Source organism: Formosa sp. Hel3_A1_48 (assembly GCF_001735715.1).
In the GTDB taxonomy this organism is placed as follows: Bacteria; Bacteroidota; Bacteroidia; order Flavobacteriales; family Flavobacteriaceae; genus UBA3537.
Genome location: NZ_CP017259.1, coordinates 498,068 through 517,556 on the forward strand (window position 1 = coordinate 498,068; position 19,489 = coordinate 517,556).

At 37.2% G+C, this 19,489-nt stretch carries 16 protein-coding genes and 1 tRNA gene; 7 read left to right on the forward strand and 10 right to left on the reverse strand.

Annotation, left to right across the window (positions count from 1 at the left end; genetic code table 11):
- Nucleotides 1–52 precede the first annotated feature (52 nt).
- The 5 genes from FORMA_RS02220 to metG all read right to left on the reverse strand — a co-directional run bounded on the left by FORMA_RS02220 (nt 53) and on the right by metG (nt 6,351).
- Nucleotides 53–1,270 (reverse strand): ammonium transporter, encoded by a 1,218-nt coding sequence (locus tag FORMA_RS02220; protein WP_069674123.1) that lies wholly within the window; start codon nt 1,268–1,270, stop codon nt 53–55.
- Nucleotides 1,271–1,300: 30 nt separating this feature from the next.
- Nucleotides 1,301–1,639 carry a P-II family nitrogen regulator gene (locus FORMA_RS02225; RefSeq protein ID WP_069674124.1) on the reverse strand — a complete coding sequence of 113 codons (339 nt, stop codon included), beginning with the start codon at nt 1,637–1,639 and terminating at the stop codon, nt 1,301–1,303.
- 229 nt (nt 1,640–1,868) lie between these two features.
- The gene (locus FORMA_RS02230) at nt 1,869–3,140 is read right to left on the reverse strand and encodes an ammonium transporter (protein ID WP_069674125.1); all 1,272 of its coding nucleotides are present in this window, start codon (nt 3,138–3,140) and stop codon (nt 1,869–1,871) included.
- 260 nt (nt 3,141–3,400) lie between these two features.
- On the reverse strand, nt 3,401–3,919 hold the full coding sequence (locus tag FORMA_RS02235; RefSeq protein ID WP_157506013.1) for a hypothetical protein: 519 nt from the start codon (nt 3,917–3,919) through the stop codon (nt 3,401–3,403).
- A gap of 380 nt (nt 3,920–4,299) precedes the next feature.
- Nucleotides 4,300–6,351 carry a methionine--tRNA ligase gene (metG, locus tag FORMA_RS02240; RefSeq protein ID WP_069674127.1) on the reverse strand — a complete coding sequence of 684 codons (2,052 nt, stop codon included), beginning with the start codon at nt 6,349–6,351 and terminating at the stop codon, nt 4,300–4,302.
- 160 nt (nt 6,352–6,511) lie between these two features.
- Here metG and FORMA_RS02245 point away from each other — a divergent pair, with 160 nt between their 5' ends.
- Both FORMA_RS02245 and FORMA_RS02250 read left to right on the forward strand, forming a co-directional pair.
- Nucleotides 6,512–7,462 (forward strand): S66 peptidase family protein, encoded by a 951-nt coding sequence (locus FORMA_RS02245; protein ID WP_069674128.1) that lies wholly within the window; start codon nt 6,512–6,514, stop codon nt 7,460–7,462.
- An 11-nt stretch (nt 7,463–7,473) separates the two neighbouring features.
- Nucleotides 7,474–7,833 carry a YraN family protein gene (locus tag FORMA_RS02250; protein ID WP_069674129.1) on the forward strand — a complete coding sequence of 120 codons (360 nt, stop codon included), beginning with the start codon at nt 7,474–7,476 and terminating at the stop codon, nt 7,831–7,833.
- Between the two features lie 16 nt (nt 7,834–7,849).
- Here FORMA_RS02250 and mfd read toward each other — a convergent pair whose 3' ends face one another.
- Nucleotides 7,850–11,194: a transcription-repair coupling factor gene (mfd, locus tag FORMA_RS02255; RefSeq protein WP_069674130.1), complete on the reverse strand. Its 3,345-nt coding sequence runs from the start codon at nt 11,192–11,194 to the stop codon at nt 7,850–7,852.
- A gap of 127 nt (nt 11,195–11,321) precedes the next feature.
- Here mfd and FORMA_RS02260 point away from each other — a divergent pair, with 127 nt between their 5' ends.
- The gene (locus FORMA_RS02260; protein WP_069675415.1) at nt 11,322–11,744 is read left to right on the forward strand and encodes a tellurite resistance TerB family protein; all 423 of its coding nucleotides are present in this window, start codon (nt 11,322–11,324) and stop codon (nt 11,742–11,744) included.
- Nucleotides 11,745–11,758: 14 nt separating this feature from the next.
- On the opposite strand, the gene FORMA_RS02265 is transcribed toward FORMA_RS02260, so the two are convergent.
- Nucleotides 11,759–12,640 carry an acyl-CoA thioesterase gene (locus FORMA_RS02265; protein WP_069674131.1) on the reverse strand — a complete coding sequence of 294 codons (882 nt, stop codon included), beginning with the start codon at nt 12,638–12,640 and terminating at the stop codon, nt 11,759–11,761.
- 121 nt (nt 12,641–12,761) lie between these two features.
- Between FORMA_RS02265 and FORMA_RS02270 the strand changes: the two genes are divergently transcribed.
- The 4 genes from FORMA_RS02270 (at nt 12,762) to FORMA_RS02285 (ending at nt 17,817) form a co-directional block, all read left to right on the forward strand.
- Nucleotides 12,762–13,265, forward strand: a complete 504-nt coding sequence (locus tag FORMA_RS02270) for a DUF456 domain-containing protein (RefSeq protein WP_069675416.1) — start codon at nt 12,762–12,764, stop codon at nt 13,263–13,265.
- 78 nt (nt 13,266–13,343) lie between these two features.
- Entirely contained in the window at nt 13,344–15,590 is a 2,247-nt protein-coding gene (locus tag FORMA_RS02275) for a M1 family metallopeptidase (protein WP_069674132.1), read from the forward strand.
- Nucleotides 15,591–15,706: 116 nt separating this feature from the next.
- Nucleotides 15,707–16,234, forward strand: coding sequence for a nuclear transport factor 2 family protein (locus FORMA_RS02280; protein ID WP_069674133.1), 528 nt, complete (start codon nt 15,707–15,709; stop codon nt 16,232–16,234).
- A gap of 125 nt (nt 16,235–16,359) precedes the next feature.
- The gene (locus FORMA_RS02285) at nt 16,360–17,817 is read left to right on the forward strand and encodes a cryptochrome/deoxyribodipyrimidine photo-lyase family protein (protein ID WP_069674134.1); all 1,458 of its coding nucleotides are present in this window, start codon (nt 16,360–16,362) and stop codon (nt 17,815–17,817) included.
- A gap of 133 nt (nt 17,818–17,950) precedes the next feature.
- Here the strand turns inward: FORMA_RS02285 and FORMA_RS02290 are convergent.
- The 3 genes from FORMA_RS02290 to trxA all read right to left on the reverse strand — a co-directional run bounded on the left by FORMA_RS02290 (nt 17,951) and on the right by trxA (nt 19,403).
- A tRNA-Asp gene (locus tag FORMA_RS02290) sits at nt 17,951–18,024 on the reverse strand.
- Nucleotides 18,025–18,089: 65 nt separating this feature from the next.
- On the reverse strand, nt 18,090–19,019 hold the full coding sequence (locus FORMA_RS02295) for a DUF58 domain-containing protein (protein WP_069674135.1): 930 nt from the start codon (nt 19,017–19,019) through the stop codon (nt 18,090–18,092).
- A gap of 66 nt (nt 19,020–19,085) precedes the next feature.
- Nucleotides 19,086–19,403, reverse strand: a complete 318-nt coding sequence (gene trxA / locus FORMA_RS02300; protein WP_069674136.1) for a thioredoxin — start codon at nt 19,401–19,403, stop codon at nt 19,086–19,088.
- Nucleotides 19,404–19,489: the final 86 nt, after the last annotated feature.

Genomic DNA, 19,489 nt, shown 5'->3' on the forward strand with positions numbered 1-19,489 from the left:
TAGTCTAAGAATCAGACTAAGGACCAAAAATACAAATTTATTAACAAAAATACTATTCTGAATAGGCGCTCATTCCATGTTCGTGAATATCAAGTCCTTGAATTTCTTCTTTTTCACTTACACGGATTCCTAACGTTAATTTTAATCCGCCAATTATAATAATCGACGATAGAATACAGGCAAGCGCATAAGCTGAAACGCCAACCAACTGGCTCACCAATTGTTCAGTAGAAGCGAGTGCACCGAAAATACCAACGGCTAAAGTACCCCAAATACCACATACCAAATGAACTGCTATTGCGCCAACAGGGTCATCTAACCTAAGTCGATCAATTAGCGATACCGCTGTAACAATTAACAGTCCGGCTATTGCACCAATCCAAACTGCATCTGTTGGACTCATTTGATCAGCACCTGCTGTTATACCAACAAGACCACCTAATATTCCATTTAGAAACATGGTTAAATCTAAATTTTTAAATACTACTGTCGAAGCAATAGCAGCAAATACACCACCTGCAGCTGCAGCAATACAAGTTGTAACTAAAGTAAGAGAGGTTAACTCTGGATCGGCAGAAAGAACTGAACCTCCATTAAAACCAAACCATCCCAACCAAAGAATCAAAACACCTGCTGTTGCTAAGGGGATATTATGCCCAGGGATAGCTTGAACTTTCCCGTCTTTGATTTTTCCAATACGTGCTCCTAGTAAGATTACAGCAACAAGAGCTGCCCAACCACCAACGGAGTGTACCAATGTTGAGCCTGCAAAGTCATAAAATGGAGTGTCAAGCTGGTCTAAAAATCCACCACCCCATTTCCAGGAACCTAAAATTGGATAAACAAACCCAACATAAATAACTGTAAAAATCATAAATGATCCAATTTTCATACGCTCAGCTACAGCCCCAGAAACAATCGTTGCGGCCGTGGCAGCAAACATGCCTTGGAATAAAAAGTCTGTCCAATAAGTGTAGCCTTCGTTGTAAGCCATATCCAAGGCTCCATTTACAAGTGGTGCTTCCAATCCAAAACCAGCAAATCCAAAAACGCCTAAAGCACCTTCAGCAAAACCAGGATACATTAAATTGAAGCCAACAATTCCGTAAAGCAAAAGGCCAGAAGTTATAATAAAAATATTTTTGAATAATATATTGATTGCATTTTTTTTGCGAGTTAGACCAATTTCTAAAAAGGCAAAACCTGTATGCATAAAAAAAACAAGGGCTGTACAGATCATCATCCATACATTATTTGTTGTCAATTCCATAATTTATTTCTTAAAGTTGTTGTGGTTAGTTTAGTTCAAAGTTTCTCCGCCTTTTTCACCGGTACGGATTCGGTATGCTTGAGCAATATCACTTACAAATATTTTCCCATCCCCTACATCACCCGTAGCACCGGATTCTAAAATAGCGTTGATCGTTACATCCAAAAAATCATCATTAACGACAATGGATAAGAAACGTCGTTGAATATCACTTGTACTGTATGCGACTCCTCGATAAACATGACCCTCTTTCTCATTTCCTAGCCCTGTAACATCCCAATAAGAAAAGAAATTAACGCCGACATCGTGAAGGGCTTTTTTTACAGAAGAAAACTTAGATTTTCTAATGATAGCTTCTACTTTTTTCATAATTGTATATTTAGTTTTGAATGCTCAAAAGTATTTAAAAAGTAAATAAACCCTACAAAAAAAGGGTATTAAAATTAAATATTTATTAAATATTTAATTAACACCCTATATTTTATGGGGATAAACAAAATAAATATAAAAAAATGAAGAAACCTTAGAAAAGTCTAAGGTTTCTACATTTGATCTACTAATTCAAAACTAAATTATTGTTTTCAGTAGAAAAAAACAATTACTCTCTAGTCCTCTTACCTGGATATGCAATTGAACCATGCTCAGAAACATCCAGTCCTGCAATCTCTTCTTCTTCAGTTACACGCAGTCCGATAGTAGCTTTTAGAATTCCAAAAACAACAAAAGACAACACAACAGCCCATAACATGTAAGATAAGGCACCAACTAATTGTGCAACAAATTGAGCAGAACCACCGCCGTTAAACAAACCTATAGCTTCTTCTCCACTAACACCCCAAAGACCAATAACTATTGTTCCCCAGAATCCTGCTACACCATGAACAGATGCCGCACCAATAGCGTCATCAATTTTTAGTTTTTTCTCGATAAATTCTATAGAGAATACAACTATGACACCTCCAATAAGTCCTGCAAGAACTGCACCGCCTTCTGTCATGTTACCACATCCAGCAGTAATACTAACCAATCCTGCTAGGGCACCATTTAGCGTTTGTGCTAAATTTGGCTTTCCGTACCATATCCAAGTAGTGATAAGAGCTCCAAGAGCACCGGCTGCGGCTGCTAAATTTGTTACAACGACTACAGCTGAAGCGCCTATTGCATCATCACCACCCCAAGCTAGCTGAGAACCACCATTAAATCCAAACCAACCTAACCAAAGAATAAACACCCCAAGAGTGGTTAGAATTTGATTGTGCCCAGGGATTGGGACTACCTTACCATCTACATACTTTCCAATTCGTGGCCCCACCATGAATGCGGCAACAAGAGCAGCGAAACCACCAACACCGTGGACAATAGAAGACCCTGCAAAGTCAATAAACTCTGCCTCAAATGCTGTATTCAACCATCCACCGTTCCATTCCCAGCCTCCTGCAATTGGATAAACAAAAGCGGTCATAACCACAGTAAAGATAGCATAGGTAGAATACTTTGTTCGACCGGCAATAGCACCAGAGACGATTGTAGCAGCTGTTGCTGCAAACATTGTCTGGAAGAAAAGATCTGCACCATCTCCTTGTAGAATTCCGCTCCAGAAGAACCAACCGTTTGATGAATCACCATACATTAATGAGTAACCAACAAACCAATAAGTAAGCGAGCCAACACAAATATCGAGTAAATTTTTCATTGCGATATTAACCGCATTTTTCGAACGTGTCATTCCAGATTCTACTAGTGTAAAACCTGCCTGCATAAAGAATACCAATATACCAGATAATAGCATCCATAACATCCCCATGTCGCCTTCAATGGCTGCAGTGTCCTGAATAACCATCGGGATGTGTGTAAATAATGAGTGTAACATAATAAAATTTTTAATTGTTGTAATTAGAACTATAAACTATAGCTAATTTGGTTAATTTTTTTCAAAAATATACTTTTTGAAATATACACCCCTAAAAAATAATGGTATTTATTTAATTTTTGCTAAATAATTAATTTATACCCCTAAATATTATGGGGTCTTAAAATTAAAGTTGATTTTTTCAATGAAATTAATAATTAAGACTATTATAATCCTTAATATCCTATTGCTGTATGAGTACCAAACAAAAATTTTATAGCTTAAGGAATATAGTTAGCCTGTGGATCACTTGGGCCATTGGCATCTTCATTAGGACTACCTGCTCCAGGTGTAGTGGTAGAGCCACTCCCACTGCCTGCCTGCACCCATTCGTCCCCGTTATGCGTATAAATATCTCCTGTTTCATTATCAACATAAATATCTCCACCTTGAGGATTAGCGGGGTTGTCGTCGTCTGGTGCACCTGTTCCTCCATCAATACTTACAGAACTTTGACTTCCCAAAGACATCCATTTAGAACCATCCCAAAAATAATACCCGGCTTTTAAATCATCTGAATTATTTGTATTGTAAACCAAAAGACTAACGACATTACCATTAGAAATGGTGTTGTTATCCGTTGTGCTTTGTAATGCTACTTGAGGAAGTAAAACACCCTTATCATCGGCTTTTACTTCTAATTGTGAAGACGCGTTCGGCTCTGCTGTTCCAATACCTACTTGCGAAAAACTATTTATTGAATAACAAAATGTTAATGTTAATAGTATAAGTTTTTTCATGTTCATTATAATTTAGGGGTTGTTTCATGTGAAAAATGAATTCAAATTTTATTAAAACTACATAGTGCAGCCAGTCTTAGGGCAAAGTACGAGCACAAGTGTTTAAAAAAAAACTGTCATGTAACAAACGGCTAATTGACGTAATAAATGGGTAGATTTACGTCATAAGTGGTAAAACTAAATCTAGTTTTTTAACGTTTTAGTGTTGTTTAATACAATCAAAATGAACAAAAAAAGCACAAAAACGTCAATTTCAATAACTTAGACTAAGCAAAGTGGTTATAGCTAATTCAAAAAACAATGAAAATACTACTCAATTAGACACGTATATAAATAAATGAAAGCGGTAAATTAAGTTAATTCAGATGGAAAATTATGGCTCAACAAATGCTGACTCCACTTACAGTGTGATGAGTGATATCTGGTTGAATAAAAACAAGTTGTCCATCATCTGATTTAGCCATCAAAATCATTCCTTGACTTTCAACGCCACGTAAATCGCGTGGCTTCAAATTACAAAGTACGGTGACTTTTTTACCAACAACAGCTTCTGGAGCATAGGCCTCAGCTATTCCCGATACTATAGTTCGAACTTCTGCTCCTGTATCAACTTCAAGAACCAAAAGCTTTTTGGTTTTCGGCATTTTCTTTGCTGTTAGGATGGTCCCTACCCTTAGATCCATTTTCGAAAAGTCTCCAAAAGGAATGCTTGTTTTTTGAACTGCTGTTGTATTTTTTACAGCATTGGATTTCTTGCTTGCTTTGAGCAAATCGAGTTGTTCCTCAATTTCAGGATCTTCTATTTTAGTAAATAACAAAGACGGCTTTCCAATACAATGACCTGATGCCAATAAAGTGTGGCCTTGTCTAACATCTTTCCAACTAGGAATTGGATCCAATCGTAACATTTTCTGGAGTTTTTCTGCGGTGTGAGGCAAAAACGGCTCAGATAAAACTGAAAGACCTGAAGCAATTTGAAGCGCAGTATACATTATAGTTTGAACACGCTCAGGATTGGTTTTTATGACTTTCCAAGGTTCTTCATCAGCCAAATACTTATTCCCACTGCGCGCTAAGTTCATCAAGATTTGACTCGCCTCGCGAAAGCGAAAGCGCTCAAGAGATTGTTGAATTTCTTTTGGCGTTGTTGAAAGTTCGCCTAGTACGTCCTTGTCTGCACCAGTAAGCTCTTTTAATTGAGGAACTTTACCGCTGTAATACTTGTGTGTTAACACCAAAACTCTATTGATAAAGTTTCCGTATACAGCTACTAATTCATTATTGTTTCGTGCTTGAAAATCTTTCCATGTAAAATCGTTGTCTTTTGTTTCAGGCGCTGTTGCTGTAAGCACATAACGCAAAACATCCTGCTGATCGGGAAATGCCTTAAGGTAGTCAGGCAACCAAACAGCCCAATTTTTTGAGGTTGACAATTTTTGACCCTCTAAATTTAAAAACTCATTTGCAGGCACATTCTTGGGCAAAATATAACTTCCTTCTGCTTTGAGCATTGCCGGAAAAATGATACAATGAAAAACAATATTATCTTTTCCAATAAAATGCAACAAAGTAGTTTCCTCGTCTTTCCAATAAGGTTCCCAATCTTTTCCATTTGCACGAGCCCATTCTTTGGTAGAAGAAATATATCCAATTGGCGCATCAAACCATACATACAATACTTTTCCATCAGCACCCTCAACCGGTACAGGAATCCCCCAATCCAAATCACGTGTAACCGCACGAGGACGCAGACCATCATTGATCCAAGACATACATTGTCCATATACATTGGATTTCCAATCATGTTTATGTTCGGTACCTATCCACGATTGTAAAAACTCTTGGTGTTGATCAAGAGGCAGATACCAATGTTTAGTAGACTTTAATACAGGAACATTTCCCGAAATAGCTGACTTAGGTTCAATCAAATCTGTTGCGTTATGACTTGTCCCACAAGCTTCACATTGATCCCCATAGCTTTCTGTAAAACCACATTTTGGACAAGTCCCTAAAACAAATCGATCGGCCAGAAATTGTTGCGCTTCTGCGTCGTAGAGTTGATCTGTTGTTTCTTCTAAAAATGCGCCTTTATCATGTAAGGTGTTAAAAAAATCCGAGGCTGTTTCGTGGTGAATTTTAGATGATGTACGAGAGTAATTGTCAAAAGAAATCCCAAATTCTTTGAACGAATTTTCTATGATTTTATGGTATCGGTCCACCACATCTTGTGGACTGATCCCTTCCTTTTTAGCTTTTATGGTTATCGGTACACCATGTTCATCACTACCACAAATAAAGGCAACATCGTGCCCTTGTAAACGCAAATAGCGGGCATAGATGTCTGCTGGCACATAAACGCCGGCTAAGTGGCCTATATGGATAGGGCCGTTGGTGTACGGTAAGGCTGCGGTTAGGGTAAAACGTTTAGACATTTTTTCAGATTGTAAAGACAAAAGTACACAAATAAAGCAGCAATCTAAAACGGAACAATAGAGATTTTTATATCTTTACGAAAAGCCCTTAAAAATGTCTTTTAAAACACTAATATGGTTCGTGCTTTTGACCAGCTGTACATACAGTAAAACTCCGACTATGACAACTCAAAATCAATCATCAACTCCAAACATCAACTTCATTAAACCTGACTATTTAAAAAAAGGAGATCGGGTTGCCATAGTGGCTCCAGCAGGTACCCTACAAGGTCGCCATAAAGCTATTGAAAAAGCTGAATCATTGCTTAAAGAATGGGAATTGGTGCCCATTCTAGGGCAACATTTATTTGTCCAGAATAATCATTTTGCAGGAAAAGACAGTGAACGATTAAGCGACTTTCAATGGGCTTTGGATAGCGCCGAAATCAAGGCGATCTGGTGTGCAAGAGGAGGGTATGGAACTACCCGTATCATTGATGATTTGAATTTTGATCGCTTTAAAAAAGCTCCAAAATGGATCATTGGTTATTCAGATATTACAGCCATACACAATAAACTATATGGACTTGGCTATGAAAGCATTCATGGAATGATGCCTGTCAATGCAGAAGAAGATTACGAGTCCATAACGCCATCGCTTGAGTCTTTAAAAGCAAGTCTTTTTGGAGATTTGTCAAAATATACTATTGCGGTCAATAGCAACAACCGAATCGGTAAAGCTAATGGTGTCTTAACAGGCGGAAACCTAACGCTTTTGTCAGCACAATTGGGAAGTACTACACAGCTAAACACCAAAGGAACAATCTTGTTTATTGAAGAAACCGGAGAGTATAAGTACCATATAGACCGTATGCTCCAAAGCTTGAAACGCGCTGGTTATTTCGAAGAATGCTCTGGGGTTATTGTAGGAGATTTAAGCAAAATAAAAGCTAATCCAATGGCTTGGGGCAGTAGTGTAGAACAACTTATTATTGATGCTTTAAAAGAATATAAATTCCCCATTGCCTTTGGGATTCCTGCTGGACACGAACTCGATAATCGCGCACTAATTTTTGGACGAAAAATCGCCTTAAATGTTACCCCAAATAAAACAGAAATCGCTTTTGAATAACACAACCACTCATGACCCCATCCTATCAACTCGGCCAAAAGGGCGAAGCCATAGCCGCAGCACATTTAATCAAAAAAAAATACTGTATTCTTGAAAAAAACTTTCGCTACCGAAAAGCTGAAATAGATCTTATTGTACGTCAAAATAACTTAGTTATTGCTGTTGAAATAAAAACAAGATCAAGCTCGTTTTTTGGAGCACCAGCATCATTTTTAAAATATAAACAACAACAAAGAATAGTTGAAGCACTTGACTACTACATTAGACAGAATAATTTAGAGGTAGAAGTGCGCTTTGACATCATCAGCATAGTGAAAACAAAGGAAGGATTTGAAGTTGAACATATTGAGAATGCTTTTTATCACTTTTAGATAAAATATTCAACGATCAACTCGCGATACTGCGCAAATAAGTCAACCCTTGTTGAACGGACTTGACATTGCTAAATGTAAGCAAAAGGCGTAAACCACCACGAGTTTGTTTCTCTTTCAAAGTGCAGGATTTGGAATTATTTTGAACATAGTTCAGAATTTTCGAAAATTGTACAGAATCAAAAAATCCACTGCTTTGATCAGGAACAAAGTAGCCTACCATTTTGTGTTGTTTCATCAAAATCTTTTCCAACCCAAATTGCATTCCAATCCATTTCATTTTTACGCTGTCAAAAAGATCAATTACTGCTGTTGGTAAAGGCCCAAATCGGTCTATAACTTCCCGCTCAAATGCAGTCAATTGCTTATCGGTTTTTAAATTATTTAGAGTTGTATATAACCTCAAACGTTCAGTAACATTATTCACATAATCATCTGGAAACAATAGCGAGAAATCTGTGTCTATAGTCAATTCTTTGACATACGATTTGGTAAGTTGATCGGTCTTGAATAGGTGCTCAAATTCGTTTTCCTTTAGCTCATCAATGGCCTCATTTAAAATTTTCTGATACGTCTCAAAGCCAATGTCGTTAATAAAGCCACTTTGTTCTCCACCCAATAAGTCTCCTGCTCCACGAATTTCAAGATCTTTCATCGCAATATTAAATCCGCTCCCTAAGGCCGTATATTGTTCTAAAGCACTAATACGCTTACGCGCATCGTTAGTCATGGCATGGTAATCCGGAGTGATGAAATAACAAAATGCTTTTTTATTACTACGTCCCACACGACCACGCATTTGGTGCAAATCACTAAGGCCAAAATTATTAGCATTATTGATGAAAATGGTATTGGCATTAGGAACATCTAGTCCACTTTCTACTATGGTCGTACTGACCAAAACATCAAAAGCACCATCCATAAAATCAAGCATGAGTTGTTCTAGTTTTTTACCGTCTAGTTGCCCATGTCCAACAGCGATTTTTGCATCAGGAACTAGTCGTTGAAGCATCCCCGCTACCTCTTTAATATTTTCTATTCTGTTATGAATAAAAAATACTTGTCCAGCACGTTGAATTTCATAACTAATAGCATCTCGAATTATGGCCTCATTTAAGCGAATAACCTGACTCTCAATTGGAAAACGATTTGGGGGTGGAGTTGTGATGACTGATAAATCGCGTGCAGCCATCAAGCTAAATTGAAGGGTTCTGGGAATGGGGGTCGCTGTCAAGGTAAGGACATCAACATTCTCCTTCAATGTTTTTAATTTTTCTTTTACTGCAACACCAAATTTTTGTTCTTCATCCACAATTAAAAGTCCTAAATCTTTAAATTGTACTGCTTTATTTACCAATTGATGGGTTCCTATCACAATATCTAAAGTGCCATCAGCCAATTGTGTCAATGTTTCACGTTTTTGTTTGGTAGTCTTGAATCGATTTAAATAATCTACTGTAACAGGAAATTCTTTAAAACGTTTTTTAAAAGTTTTGGCATGCTGAAATGCTAAAATTGTCGTTGGGACCAAAACTGCCACTTGCTTTCCGTTATCCACAGCTTTAAATGCAGCACGAATAGCCACTTCAGTCTTACCAAAACCAACATCCCCACAAACCAAGCGATCCATTGGCCTTTCGCTTTCCATGTCTCTTTTGATGTCGGCCGTAGCCGTTATTTGATCAGGGGTATCTTCATATACAAAGGACGACTCCAGCTCCAGCTGCATAGCAGAATCTGAACGGTATTGGAACCCTTTTTGGAGTTTGCGCTTAGCATACAGCTGAATCAGGTTGAACGCAATGTCTTTAACTCGTGATTTTGTTTTTTGTTTGAGTACTTTCCAGGCCTTACTGCCAAGTTTATAAATCTTGGGGGGCTTTCCATCTTTACCATTAAATTTGGTGATTTTGTGCAACGAATGGATACTCAAATACAATACATCTCGTTCGCCATAATACAACTTTATTGCTTCCTGAAGCTTTCCATTAACATCAATTTTTTTGAGTCCACCAAATTTCCCAATTCCATGATCAATGTGGGTAACATAATCGCCCACCTCCAGGCTGTTTAAATCACGTAAAGTGATGGCTTGTTTTTTGGAAAATCCGTTTTTTAATTGAAATTTATGATAGCGCTCAAAGATTTGATGATCGGTGTAACACACAATTTTGTTATCATGATCGATAAAGCCTTGATACAACGAAAGAACTATAGTGTTGTAATGAACAACAGATTCTTGGTCTTCAAATATGTCATGAAAACGCTGAGCTTGCTGGGAATTTGCACAACATATTATAGTGTTGTATCCTTCGTTATGCTGCTGATTCAAATCTTGAATCAACATATTGAACTGTTTATTAAACGAAGGCTGAGGGCTACAATTGAAATGTATTAATGAATCCGGAGAAACCGAAAAAAGAACGTCGGAACCAAACTCGACAACAGAAAAATCGGACAACTTAGCTTCAAAATCAACTGAGGAACAAAATAAATCAGAAGGGTGACTAAACGCTACACTAGAATCTTTCTTTTCAAAAGCTGAAGTCGCTTTATCAAACAGTTGGTCCATTACGACTAGAAGTTCGGGCAAAGCTGAAGTAAACAATATGGTATCCTTTGAAATATAATCCAAAAAGCCAATCCGATTTTCGTCTTGATGCTTGTGCTCTATATTGGGAATAATTTGAAGTGATGTATGCGTATTTAATGAAAGTTGTGATGCAATATCAAATGTTCGTATACTATCAACATCATCGCCAAAAAACTCAATTCGGTAGGGGGTATCGTGTGCAAATGAAAACACGTCAACAATTCCACCGCGCACAGAAAATTCCCCGGGTTCAGTTACAAAATCAACCCGCTTAAAGTGGTACTCAAACAAAATAGTATTAATGAATTCAATACTCAACTCATCACCTGATTTAATTTTAAAAGTATTTCTATTCAATTCTTTTTTGGACAGTACTTTTTCAAAAAGAGCCTCGTGGTAGGTTACCAGTAAAACCGGTTTTTTTCTGCTGTTTATTCTATTGAGGACCTCAGCACGAAGCAAAACATTTGCATTGTCTGTCTCTTCAATTTCGTAGGGCCTACGATAACTTCCAGGATAAAAGAGTACATCATCTGCGGGCAAAATCAACTCAAGATCATTTAGGTGAAATGCCGCTTTTTCTTTAGACTCAAAAACCACTAAGAATGGCTTTTGATGCTGTTGAAAAGAAGCAGCCAAATTAAATGATAGCGCAGAGCCAACAATGCCTTTAAGCTGAGTTTTTTGTTGATCAACAGACATACGCTCGCTCAGTTTTTGAAGGACCAAAGACTGTGCAAATTTTTGAGAAAGCTGTTGTTTACTCAATTAAAAATAATTTGCGCAAATATAAAATATTTAGACTGAGCACAAGGGATGATTTAACTTGAAAACTCAAAATATTGTGTTAAATATTGAAAAAATATGTACGTTTGTGTTCTACAAAAAATTAAATATGAACTTTTCAGAATTATTTAGCAGTGGATTTAAAAAACGCAATCAAGACCATTTTGCATCCATCATAAGAATTGCAATGGGTGACGGTATCATTACTGATGAAGAAAAAGAGTTTATGGACCGCTTGGCTCAAAAATTAGAAATTTCCAGCGCTGTTTATGCGGAAATAATAAAAAACTACAACGCTCACCCCATTAACCCACCAGCGTCATTAGATCAACGACTGGAACGTCTATTTGACCTCACGCGAATTGTCTATGCAGACCATATCAAGAATGAAGATGAAGTGCGGCTATTGACTAAAATTTCTATTGGTCTAGGCTACACTACAGATACCGAATCTGTTGTAAATAAAGCCCTAAAAATTGTAGCAGACCCTTCAGTCAGTGTTGAAGAATTTAAAGAGCGGATGCAGCTCTAGAAAACATGGGAATATTAGTCTATATCCTTTTTGCGCTCACCGATAACACGCATCAAACCTTCTTGAGCTACGGAAGCAACTAGTGATCCATTTTGATCAAAAATACTACCCCTTGAAAACCCCCTAGAATTTGAGGCGCTGGGGCTATCAATAGAATACAAAAGCCATTGACTCAAGTCAAAATCTCTGTGAAACCATATGGCATGATCTAAACTTGTATAAAAAACCTCCTTTGTGTTGAGTACCTCACGGTGTGGCATTGAGGCAGGACGCAGAATATTGTAATCTGATGCATAAGCCAAAAGCTGGTGCTGCAAAGGTTTATTTTCTCCAATTTTCTCTAGCGTTTTAAACCAAATATTATCAAATGGCGGGCTATTCTTTACCAACTTAGATAGCATATCATCCACTGGTTTAAACTGGAATATTTTAGGTAAAGATGCTTTGTAGCGTTTATAGGTGGTTGGTAAAATAGTTTTAAACTTCTCAATCTGTTCTTCGCTTTTTATAAGATTTTGAGGAGGAAGAACATTGGGCATTGCAATTTGATGATGAACACCATCTTGGACCTTTTGAAACGATGCCGACATGTTGAAAATCGCTTTTTCATTTTGAAAAGCCACTACTCTGCGAGTGGTAAAGCTACCACCATCTCTTATTATATCTACCTCATATTTTATGGGAATATCGAGATCACCACCCAAAATAAAGTAAGCGTGCATGGAATGTACAAAACGGTCGTTGGGTACAGTTTGGTAAGCCGCGTGAAGCGATTGGGCTAAAACTTGTCCGCCAAAAACACGGCCCCACGGAGCTCTATAATTGCTGCCTATAAATGTATTTTCATTGATTTTGTTGAGTGTAATCAGCGCGACGAGGTCAGAAAGGGCGTTCATTTTAAGATTTTAATACAAAATTATGAATTTGATTATTTTTTAAATTAAAAATATCCTTAATAATGTGTTAATTTTGTGTAACAAAAAAGACGTTATTTCGTCTAATTATAAAATTAATTTTATGGATATTTTCCTACTTCTTATAGCTTTATTACTCATGCTTTTGGGTATTATTGGTAGCTTTTTACCTGTACTTCCTGGCCCAATTACGAGTTGGTTTGGATTTCTTTTGCTTTACTTTTCACCCCTCATTGAGTTGAGTAAGAAGTTTTTAATCATCACCCTAATTATTGCCATTATCATATGGGTGCTCGACTACTTTATCCCTGCTCTGGGCACAAAAAAGTTTGGTGGCTCAAAATCAGGGATGATTGGAACAATCATTGGTCTTTTTGTTGGATTATTTTCACCCATCCCAGGAGGTATTATAATTGGCCCCTTTGTTGGCGCACTAATCGGAGAATTACTTAATAAATCAGACACAAAAACAGCTATGCGTGCAGCATTTGGATCGTTCTTGGGGTTTTTAACCTCAACTTTTATTAAGTTTTTGGTCGCTACCATATACTTTGGCTTGTATATTTCAATTCTTTGGGATCACAAAACAGTTTTTTTCAACGGCTGAATTATTTAACAAATATTTCATAAGTATATAAATTAATTCATCTAATTTTCACTCTATTTTATTTAAAAAATCATTTTTATGAACAAGTATTTTTATCTACTAATATGCAGCATCATGCTGTTCTCTACATCGCTAACTGCTCAAGACGAAGCGTCAGTTTATGACTACAACCTAGCATTCGGACACGGATTTTACTCCAAAAACGGAACAGCAACTAGATCGGCTAGCGGCAAGCCAGGACATGCTTATTGGCAGAACAGTGCCGATTACAAAATCAACATTAGTCTTAACGAGGAAAACAAACATTTCACTGGATCTGAGGTCATTACCTACACCAATAATAGCCCTGATGAGTTGGATTTTTTATGGGTCCAGGTTGATCAAAACTTATTTAAAAAAGACTCAAGAGGAAATGCCATTATCCCACTAAGCGGAAGTCGAAATGGTGCCAAAGGTCAGGAATTTGATGGCGGATATGACATTGGTAAAGTTAGCGTGTTTTATGACAGTGACAGAAAAAGACGAAAAGATGCCCGTCGTCAAGTCAATGTTAAATATGATATTTATGACACTCGAATGAAAATCTTATTGCCAAAACCATTGGCAGCAAATGGGGGTAAAATATATATAAATATTGATTTTTCTTTTACATCACCAGATTATGGATCTGATAGAATGGGTGTTTTGGAAACGAAAAATGGACGCATTTTCAATCTGGCACAATGGTACCCAAGGATGTGTGTTTATGATGACATTTCAGGCTGGAACACATTGCCTTACCTAGGCGCAGGAGAGTTTTATTTAGAATATGGAACATTTGATGTTCATATAAACTCACCAGCCGACCATCTTGTCGTTTGTTCAGGTGAGTTACTCAATCCAGAGGACGTGTACACTGATACTCAACTCAAACGTTTAGAAAAAGCAGCAAAAAGCGATGAAACTGTGCTTATTCGATCAGTTGATGAAATTAATGATCCAAATTCTAGACCTCAAGATAAAGACCGACTAACTTGGAAATTTAGAATAGAAAACTCAAGAGATGTTGCATGGTCCTCATCAAAAGCGTTTATTATGGATGCTGCACGTATAAACCTTCCTAGTGGGAAAAAATCCATGGCTATTTCAGTATACCCAGAAGAAAGCAACAGTATGGATTCTTGGGCACGTTCTACGGAATATACCAAAGCGTCTATAGAACACTATTCCGAAAAATGGCTAGAATACCCTTACCCTGCAGCCATAAATGTTGCAGGAAATCAAGGGGGCATGGAATATCCAGGTATTGTATTTTGTAGCTGGAAAAGTAAAAACGAAAGATTATGGGGCGTAACCGACCATGAGTTTGGACACATTTGGTTTCCTATGATTGTTGGTTCTAACGAACGCCTACATGCTTGGATGGACGAGGGGTTCAACACCTTTATTAACTCACTAAGTACAGATGCTTTCAATGACGGCGAATACAAGGAACGCAAGCGCAATATGCATCGATTTTCTGGAATGTTGGTCAACGACCGAATGGAACCTATCGCTACACCCCCAGATAATTTAAAAGAACGTAACTTGGGCCTTTTGGCCTACTATAAACCAAGTGCTGGATTGGTCATGCTCCGTGAACATGTTTTGGGTAAAGAGCGTTTTGATGAAGCCTTTACCGCGTACATCAAGCGGTGGGCTTATAAACACCCTACCCCTGATGACTTCTTCAGAACCATAGAAAACGTAAGTGGGGAAGAGTTGAGTTGGTTCTGGCGTGGATGGTTTATTCACAATTGGAAACTTGACCAAGCGATTAAACGAGTAAAATATGAAGACGGAGACCCTACAAAAGGGGTAATTGTAACCATAGAAAATCTTCAGCAAATGCCTATGCCAGTGATCTTAGAATTTACCACCGTCAGTGGAACAAAATCAAGACATAGCCTGCCCGTTGAAATATGGAAACGCAACAAAAAATGGACGTTCAAATATGAATCAACAGAAGAACTTAAAAGTGTAGTCGTGGATCCTGATTATGTTCTTCCTGATGTTGATTCGAGTAACAATCGCTGGACACCTGAAATAGCTGCAGAAAATGCAGAAGATTTAACGCCTTATTTTGGTGATTATACTTCAGCAGCATTTCCAATGGTTATTAATATTTCTGAGCAAAGTGGTGAATTAGTAGCAAAAGCAGAAGGGCAACCAGCCTTAGCGCTGACCAATGATGGTGGGGGTAAATTTATTTCTGATGAAGCTGGGCTTGAAATGCAATTCAATTCCGACAACTCTGGCTTTGAATTGAATATTGGTGGTCAAGTTTTTGAATTCAATAAAAAATAAAAATTAGAATAAAATAAAAAAAAAGCGACTTACACGAGTCGCTTTTTTTGTTGTAAAACGAAATTTATTTATGGTTTTTCATATATTTATATTCTAACTTTAAATTAACCACTAAAATGAAAAAACAACTTTTACTTACTTTGTTAGCAGTACTTACACTTTCGTGCACTAACACTCAGAAACAAGAATCTACTCAAAGTCAAATTGGATTTGAAATTGCTGATGATGGCACTAAACTTCCGCTGTATGCCGGAGCATTGTCAACTGTTGAACTTTGGGAAAAATACATCAAGGCCCACAATGAGAGAGATTTAGACGCCATTCGTGAAATGAATGCTGAAAATTTTAAAGCTTATGGTCCTAATGGAGAAATTATTGATGGCACAGATGCACACATTGAATTTTTGGCAACTTGGTTCGAAGCAGCCAATCCAAAATGGAAGTCAAATTATTTCATTGCAAATAAGTTTACGAACCAAAAAGACAAGCTTCGCGAATGGGTAACTTCTGGACATGAAGTTAGCATGACTGTTGAGGGTGAAACAATCGAAGTAGGTCAAGTTCATGATGCACTTATCGTAGACGGCAAAATTCAAATGTTTTATGTTTATGAGATTGCCAAAGCATCAAGTGAAGAAGAATAAAACGATCGTTGAGGTCCAACTACAAAACGTCTCAGAAATGAGGCGTTTTTTTTTATAAATCTATCTTAAAATTTAATCTAAAAACTACTGCTTTACTTATTTTTACACGTCAAAAAAATGGTGAGGTGAAAAATGCTAAAATTAATATCGTTTGGTTGAAACGTGATTTGCGCACACAAGATCACGAACCCTTATTCAATGCAGAAAACTCAAAAATCCCGTTCCTCATAATCTATATCTATGACATTCAATTACTAAAGCATCCAGATACAAGTATTCGTCACCTGCAGTTTATTTACCATTCCATAAAAGCGGTAAATAAAATCTTAGAATCATCAAATGCATCTGTTTCTGTTTTTTATGGGAATTCGTTAGATATTTTTGAATTTCTATACACAAAATTCGATATCCAAACCATTTTTAGCCATAACGAAAGTGGTACAGAACGCTCTTGGTTACGTGATAAAAGTATTTCAAAATTTTGTGAGCAATACAATATTTTATGGCAAGAATCCCAACAAAACGGAGTTGTTCGTGGACTAAAAAACAGAGCAAATTGGGCAAAACTATGGAATGATTTTATGGGCAAGCCGCTAATCAACAACTCCTATAGTAAAACTAAAAAAATCAATATAGAGCATCCTTTTATTCTCCCTGAAAAACTTGAAAAAAAACTAAACCATTATCCAAAATCATATCAGCCCGCTGGTGAAAACATGGGCTGGCGCTATTTAAGTTCATTTCTTGAGGATAGAGGAGTCAATTACCAAAAAAACATATCTAAACCCACTGAAAGCAGAGTCAGTTGCAGCAGACTTTCTCCTTTTTTGAGTTGGGGTAATTTAAGCATAAGGCAAGTATTTCAGTATGTGAATATGCATCCTAACGCTCAAAAAAGAAAGCGGGTGTATTCGGCGATGTTAACTAGGTTACATTGGCATTGTCATTTTATTCAAAAATTTGAAATGGAATGCAGCTATGAAACACAATGCATCAACGCTGGTTATGAGTTATTGGAACGAAACACTAACGCCACCTATTTAAAGGCTTGGAAAATGGGAATCACTGGGTACCCGCTAGTTGATGCATGTATGCGAGCACTTGAGCAAACAGGATGGGTAAATTTCAGAATGCGTGCGCTCTTAGTATCGTTTTTAACGCTAAACCTTGATCAAGATTGGCGCGATGGTGTATATCATTTGGCACGCTTATTTATAGATTACGATCCTGGAATTCATTATCCACAATTTCAAATGCAGGCCGGTACGACTGGCATCAATACCATTCGACTATACAACCCTGTAAAAAACTCTATTGAACAAGACCCACACGGAATTTTTATAAAAAAATGGGTGCCAGAGCTCAGTAATGTACCCAAAGAATACATCCATGAACCATGGAAAATGAGCGCCATGGAACAGGAATTTTGTGGGGTTATTATTGGAGACCTATATCCACTACCCATCGTAAATTTAGAAGAAAGTGCACGAGCTGCTCGCGAAAAAGTTTGGGGACACCGCAAACACCCGTTGGTGCAAAAAGAAAATAAAAGAATATTAAAAAAGCACGTTAAAAAACGTTAACGAAAAGACATAAAAAAAGCCCTCCGTTTTACAGGAAAGCTTCTCACTGGTTTTGTCACAAACCACGGGTAATCTTGTGATTACCTCAACACAACTCGTTTAAGAACTTTTGCGTCTTGCTTAAAGAACTTTGCGGTCTGGACGGGACTCGAACCCGCGACCCCCTGCGTGACAGGCAGGTATTCTAACCAACTGAACTACCAAACCGTTGCTTAAAGCGAATGCAAATATACATTGCATTTTTAATACGGCAAATGTTTTTGATTTATTTTTTACAAAAATTTATTGCGTTTTTGAAAGAAAGTGAGCATGATTTTTTCGAAGCCTCTACGGATGTCAACAGGGACATAATTAATATTGTATTGATCACATTTTCCTTTAAGCGCATGCACATAATCTAACATTGAAGTCTTGTATTGCTCTTGAACAATTTCTGGAAAAAGATCTATAGAAGCTCCAGTCTCTACGTCGACAAAATGTTTTGGTGTGCTACCAAACTCAAAATCATATTCTGTGTTTTTATCGTAGACATGAAAAAGTATCAATTCATGTTTGTTATACTTCAAATGACGTAAGGCTTCAAACAATTCTTTTGAGTCTCTACTGGATTGAAACATATCTGTAAAGAGAATAATCATGGAACGACGATGCAATTGTTCTGCAATTTGGTGCAGCACCTCATACGTTTGTGTTTTCAACGCCTTTGGCTTCGACAAAGCAAGAGTTTCCAAAGTATTGAGCAGCATTTGAAAATGACGTTCATTCCCTTTTTCGGGAGCATAAAAACTATGGCTGTCATCATAGAGACTGAGTCCAGCAGCATCGCGTTGTTTTTTGAGAATTTGTAATAAAACAGCAGACGCTAATGCTGAAAATTCAGCTTTGTTGTACACTAGTTTTGGGTGCTCCTTTTTATTTGGGTAATACATTGATGAACTCTGATCAATTATAATATGGCAGCGCATATTAGTTTCCTCATCATAGCGCTTAGTGTACAATTTATCGGTTTTTGCAAAAAGTTTCCAATCAATATGTCGCGTACTATCACCGCTGTTGTAAATTTTGTGTTCAGCAAATTCTGCCGAAAATCCATGAAATGGACTTTTATGCATTCCAGAAATAAAACCCTCTACAATAGATTGCGCTAGAAGTTCAAACTCTGAAAATTTAGCAGTATGTTTTTGTTGCTGTTGAAAACTCATTCCCTCTAAGCTAAAAAAGGTTTGCCAAATGGACAAACCTTTTATTATTTAATATTTGTAAGAAGTTTATAACAAGGCGTCAATTGCATCTGTATAACTTGCTTTTGGGGCTACGCCTACCTGGCGTCCAACAACCTCTCCGTTTTGAAACACCAAAACCGTAGGGATATTTCTAACGCCGTATTTAGCAGCAAATTCTTGGTTTGCATCAACATCAACTTTGCCAACAACAGCCTTATCTGCATACTCCGCACTAATCTCGTCAATGATCGGACCTACCATGCGGCAAGGGCCACACCAAGCTGCCCAAAAATCAACCATGACGGGCTTACTACTGTTAAGAACTGTTTCTTCAAAATTTGCGTCTGTTATTTCTAATGCCATAAGATTTAATTTATATATAAATACAAATTTAATTAAAAAAATGAGTACTTGAACCAATACTTAATTTGTTTTTCTTATGCTTAAAT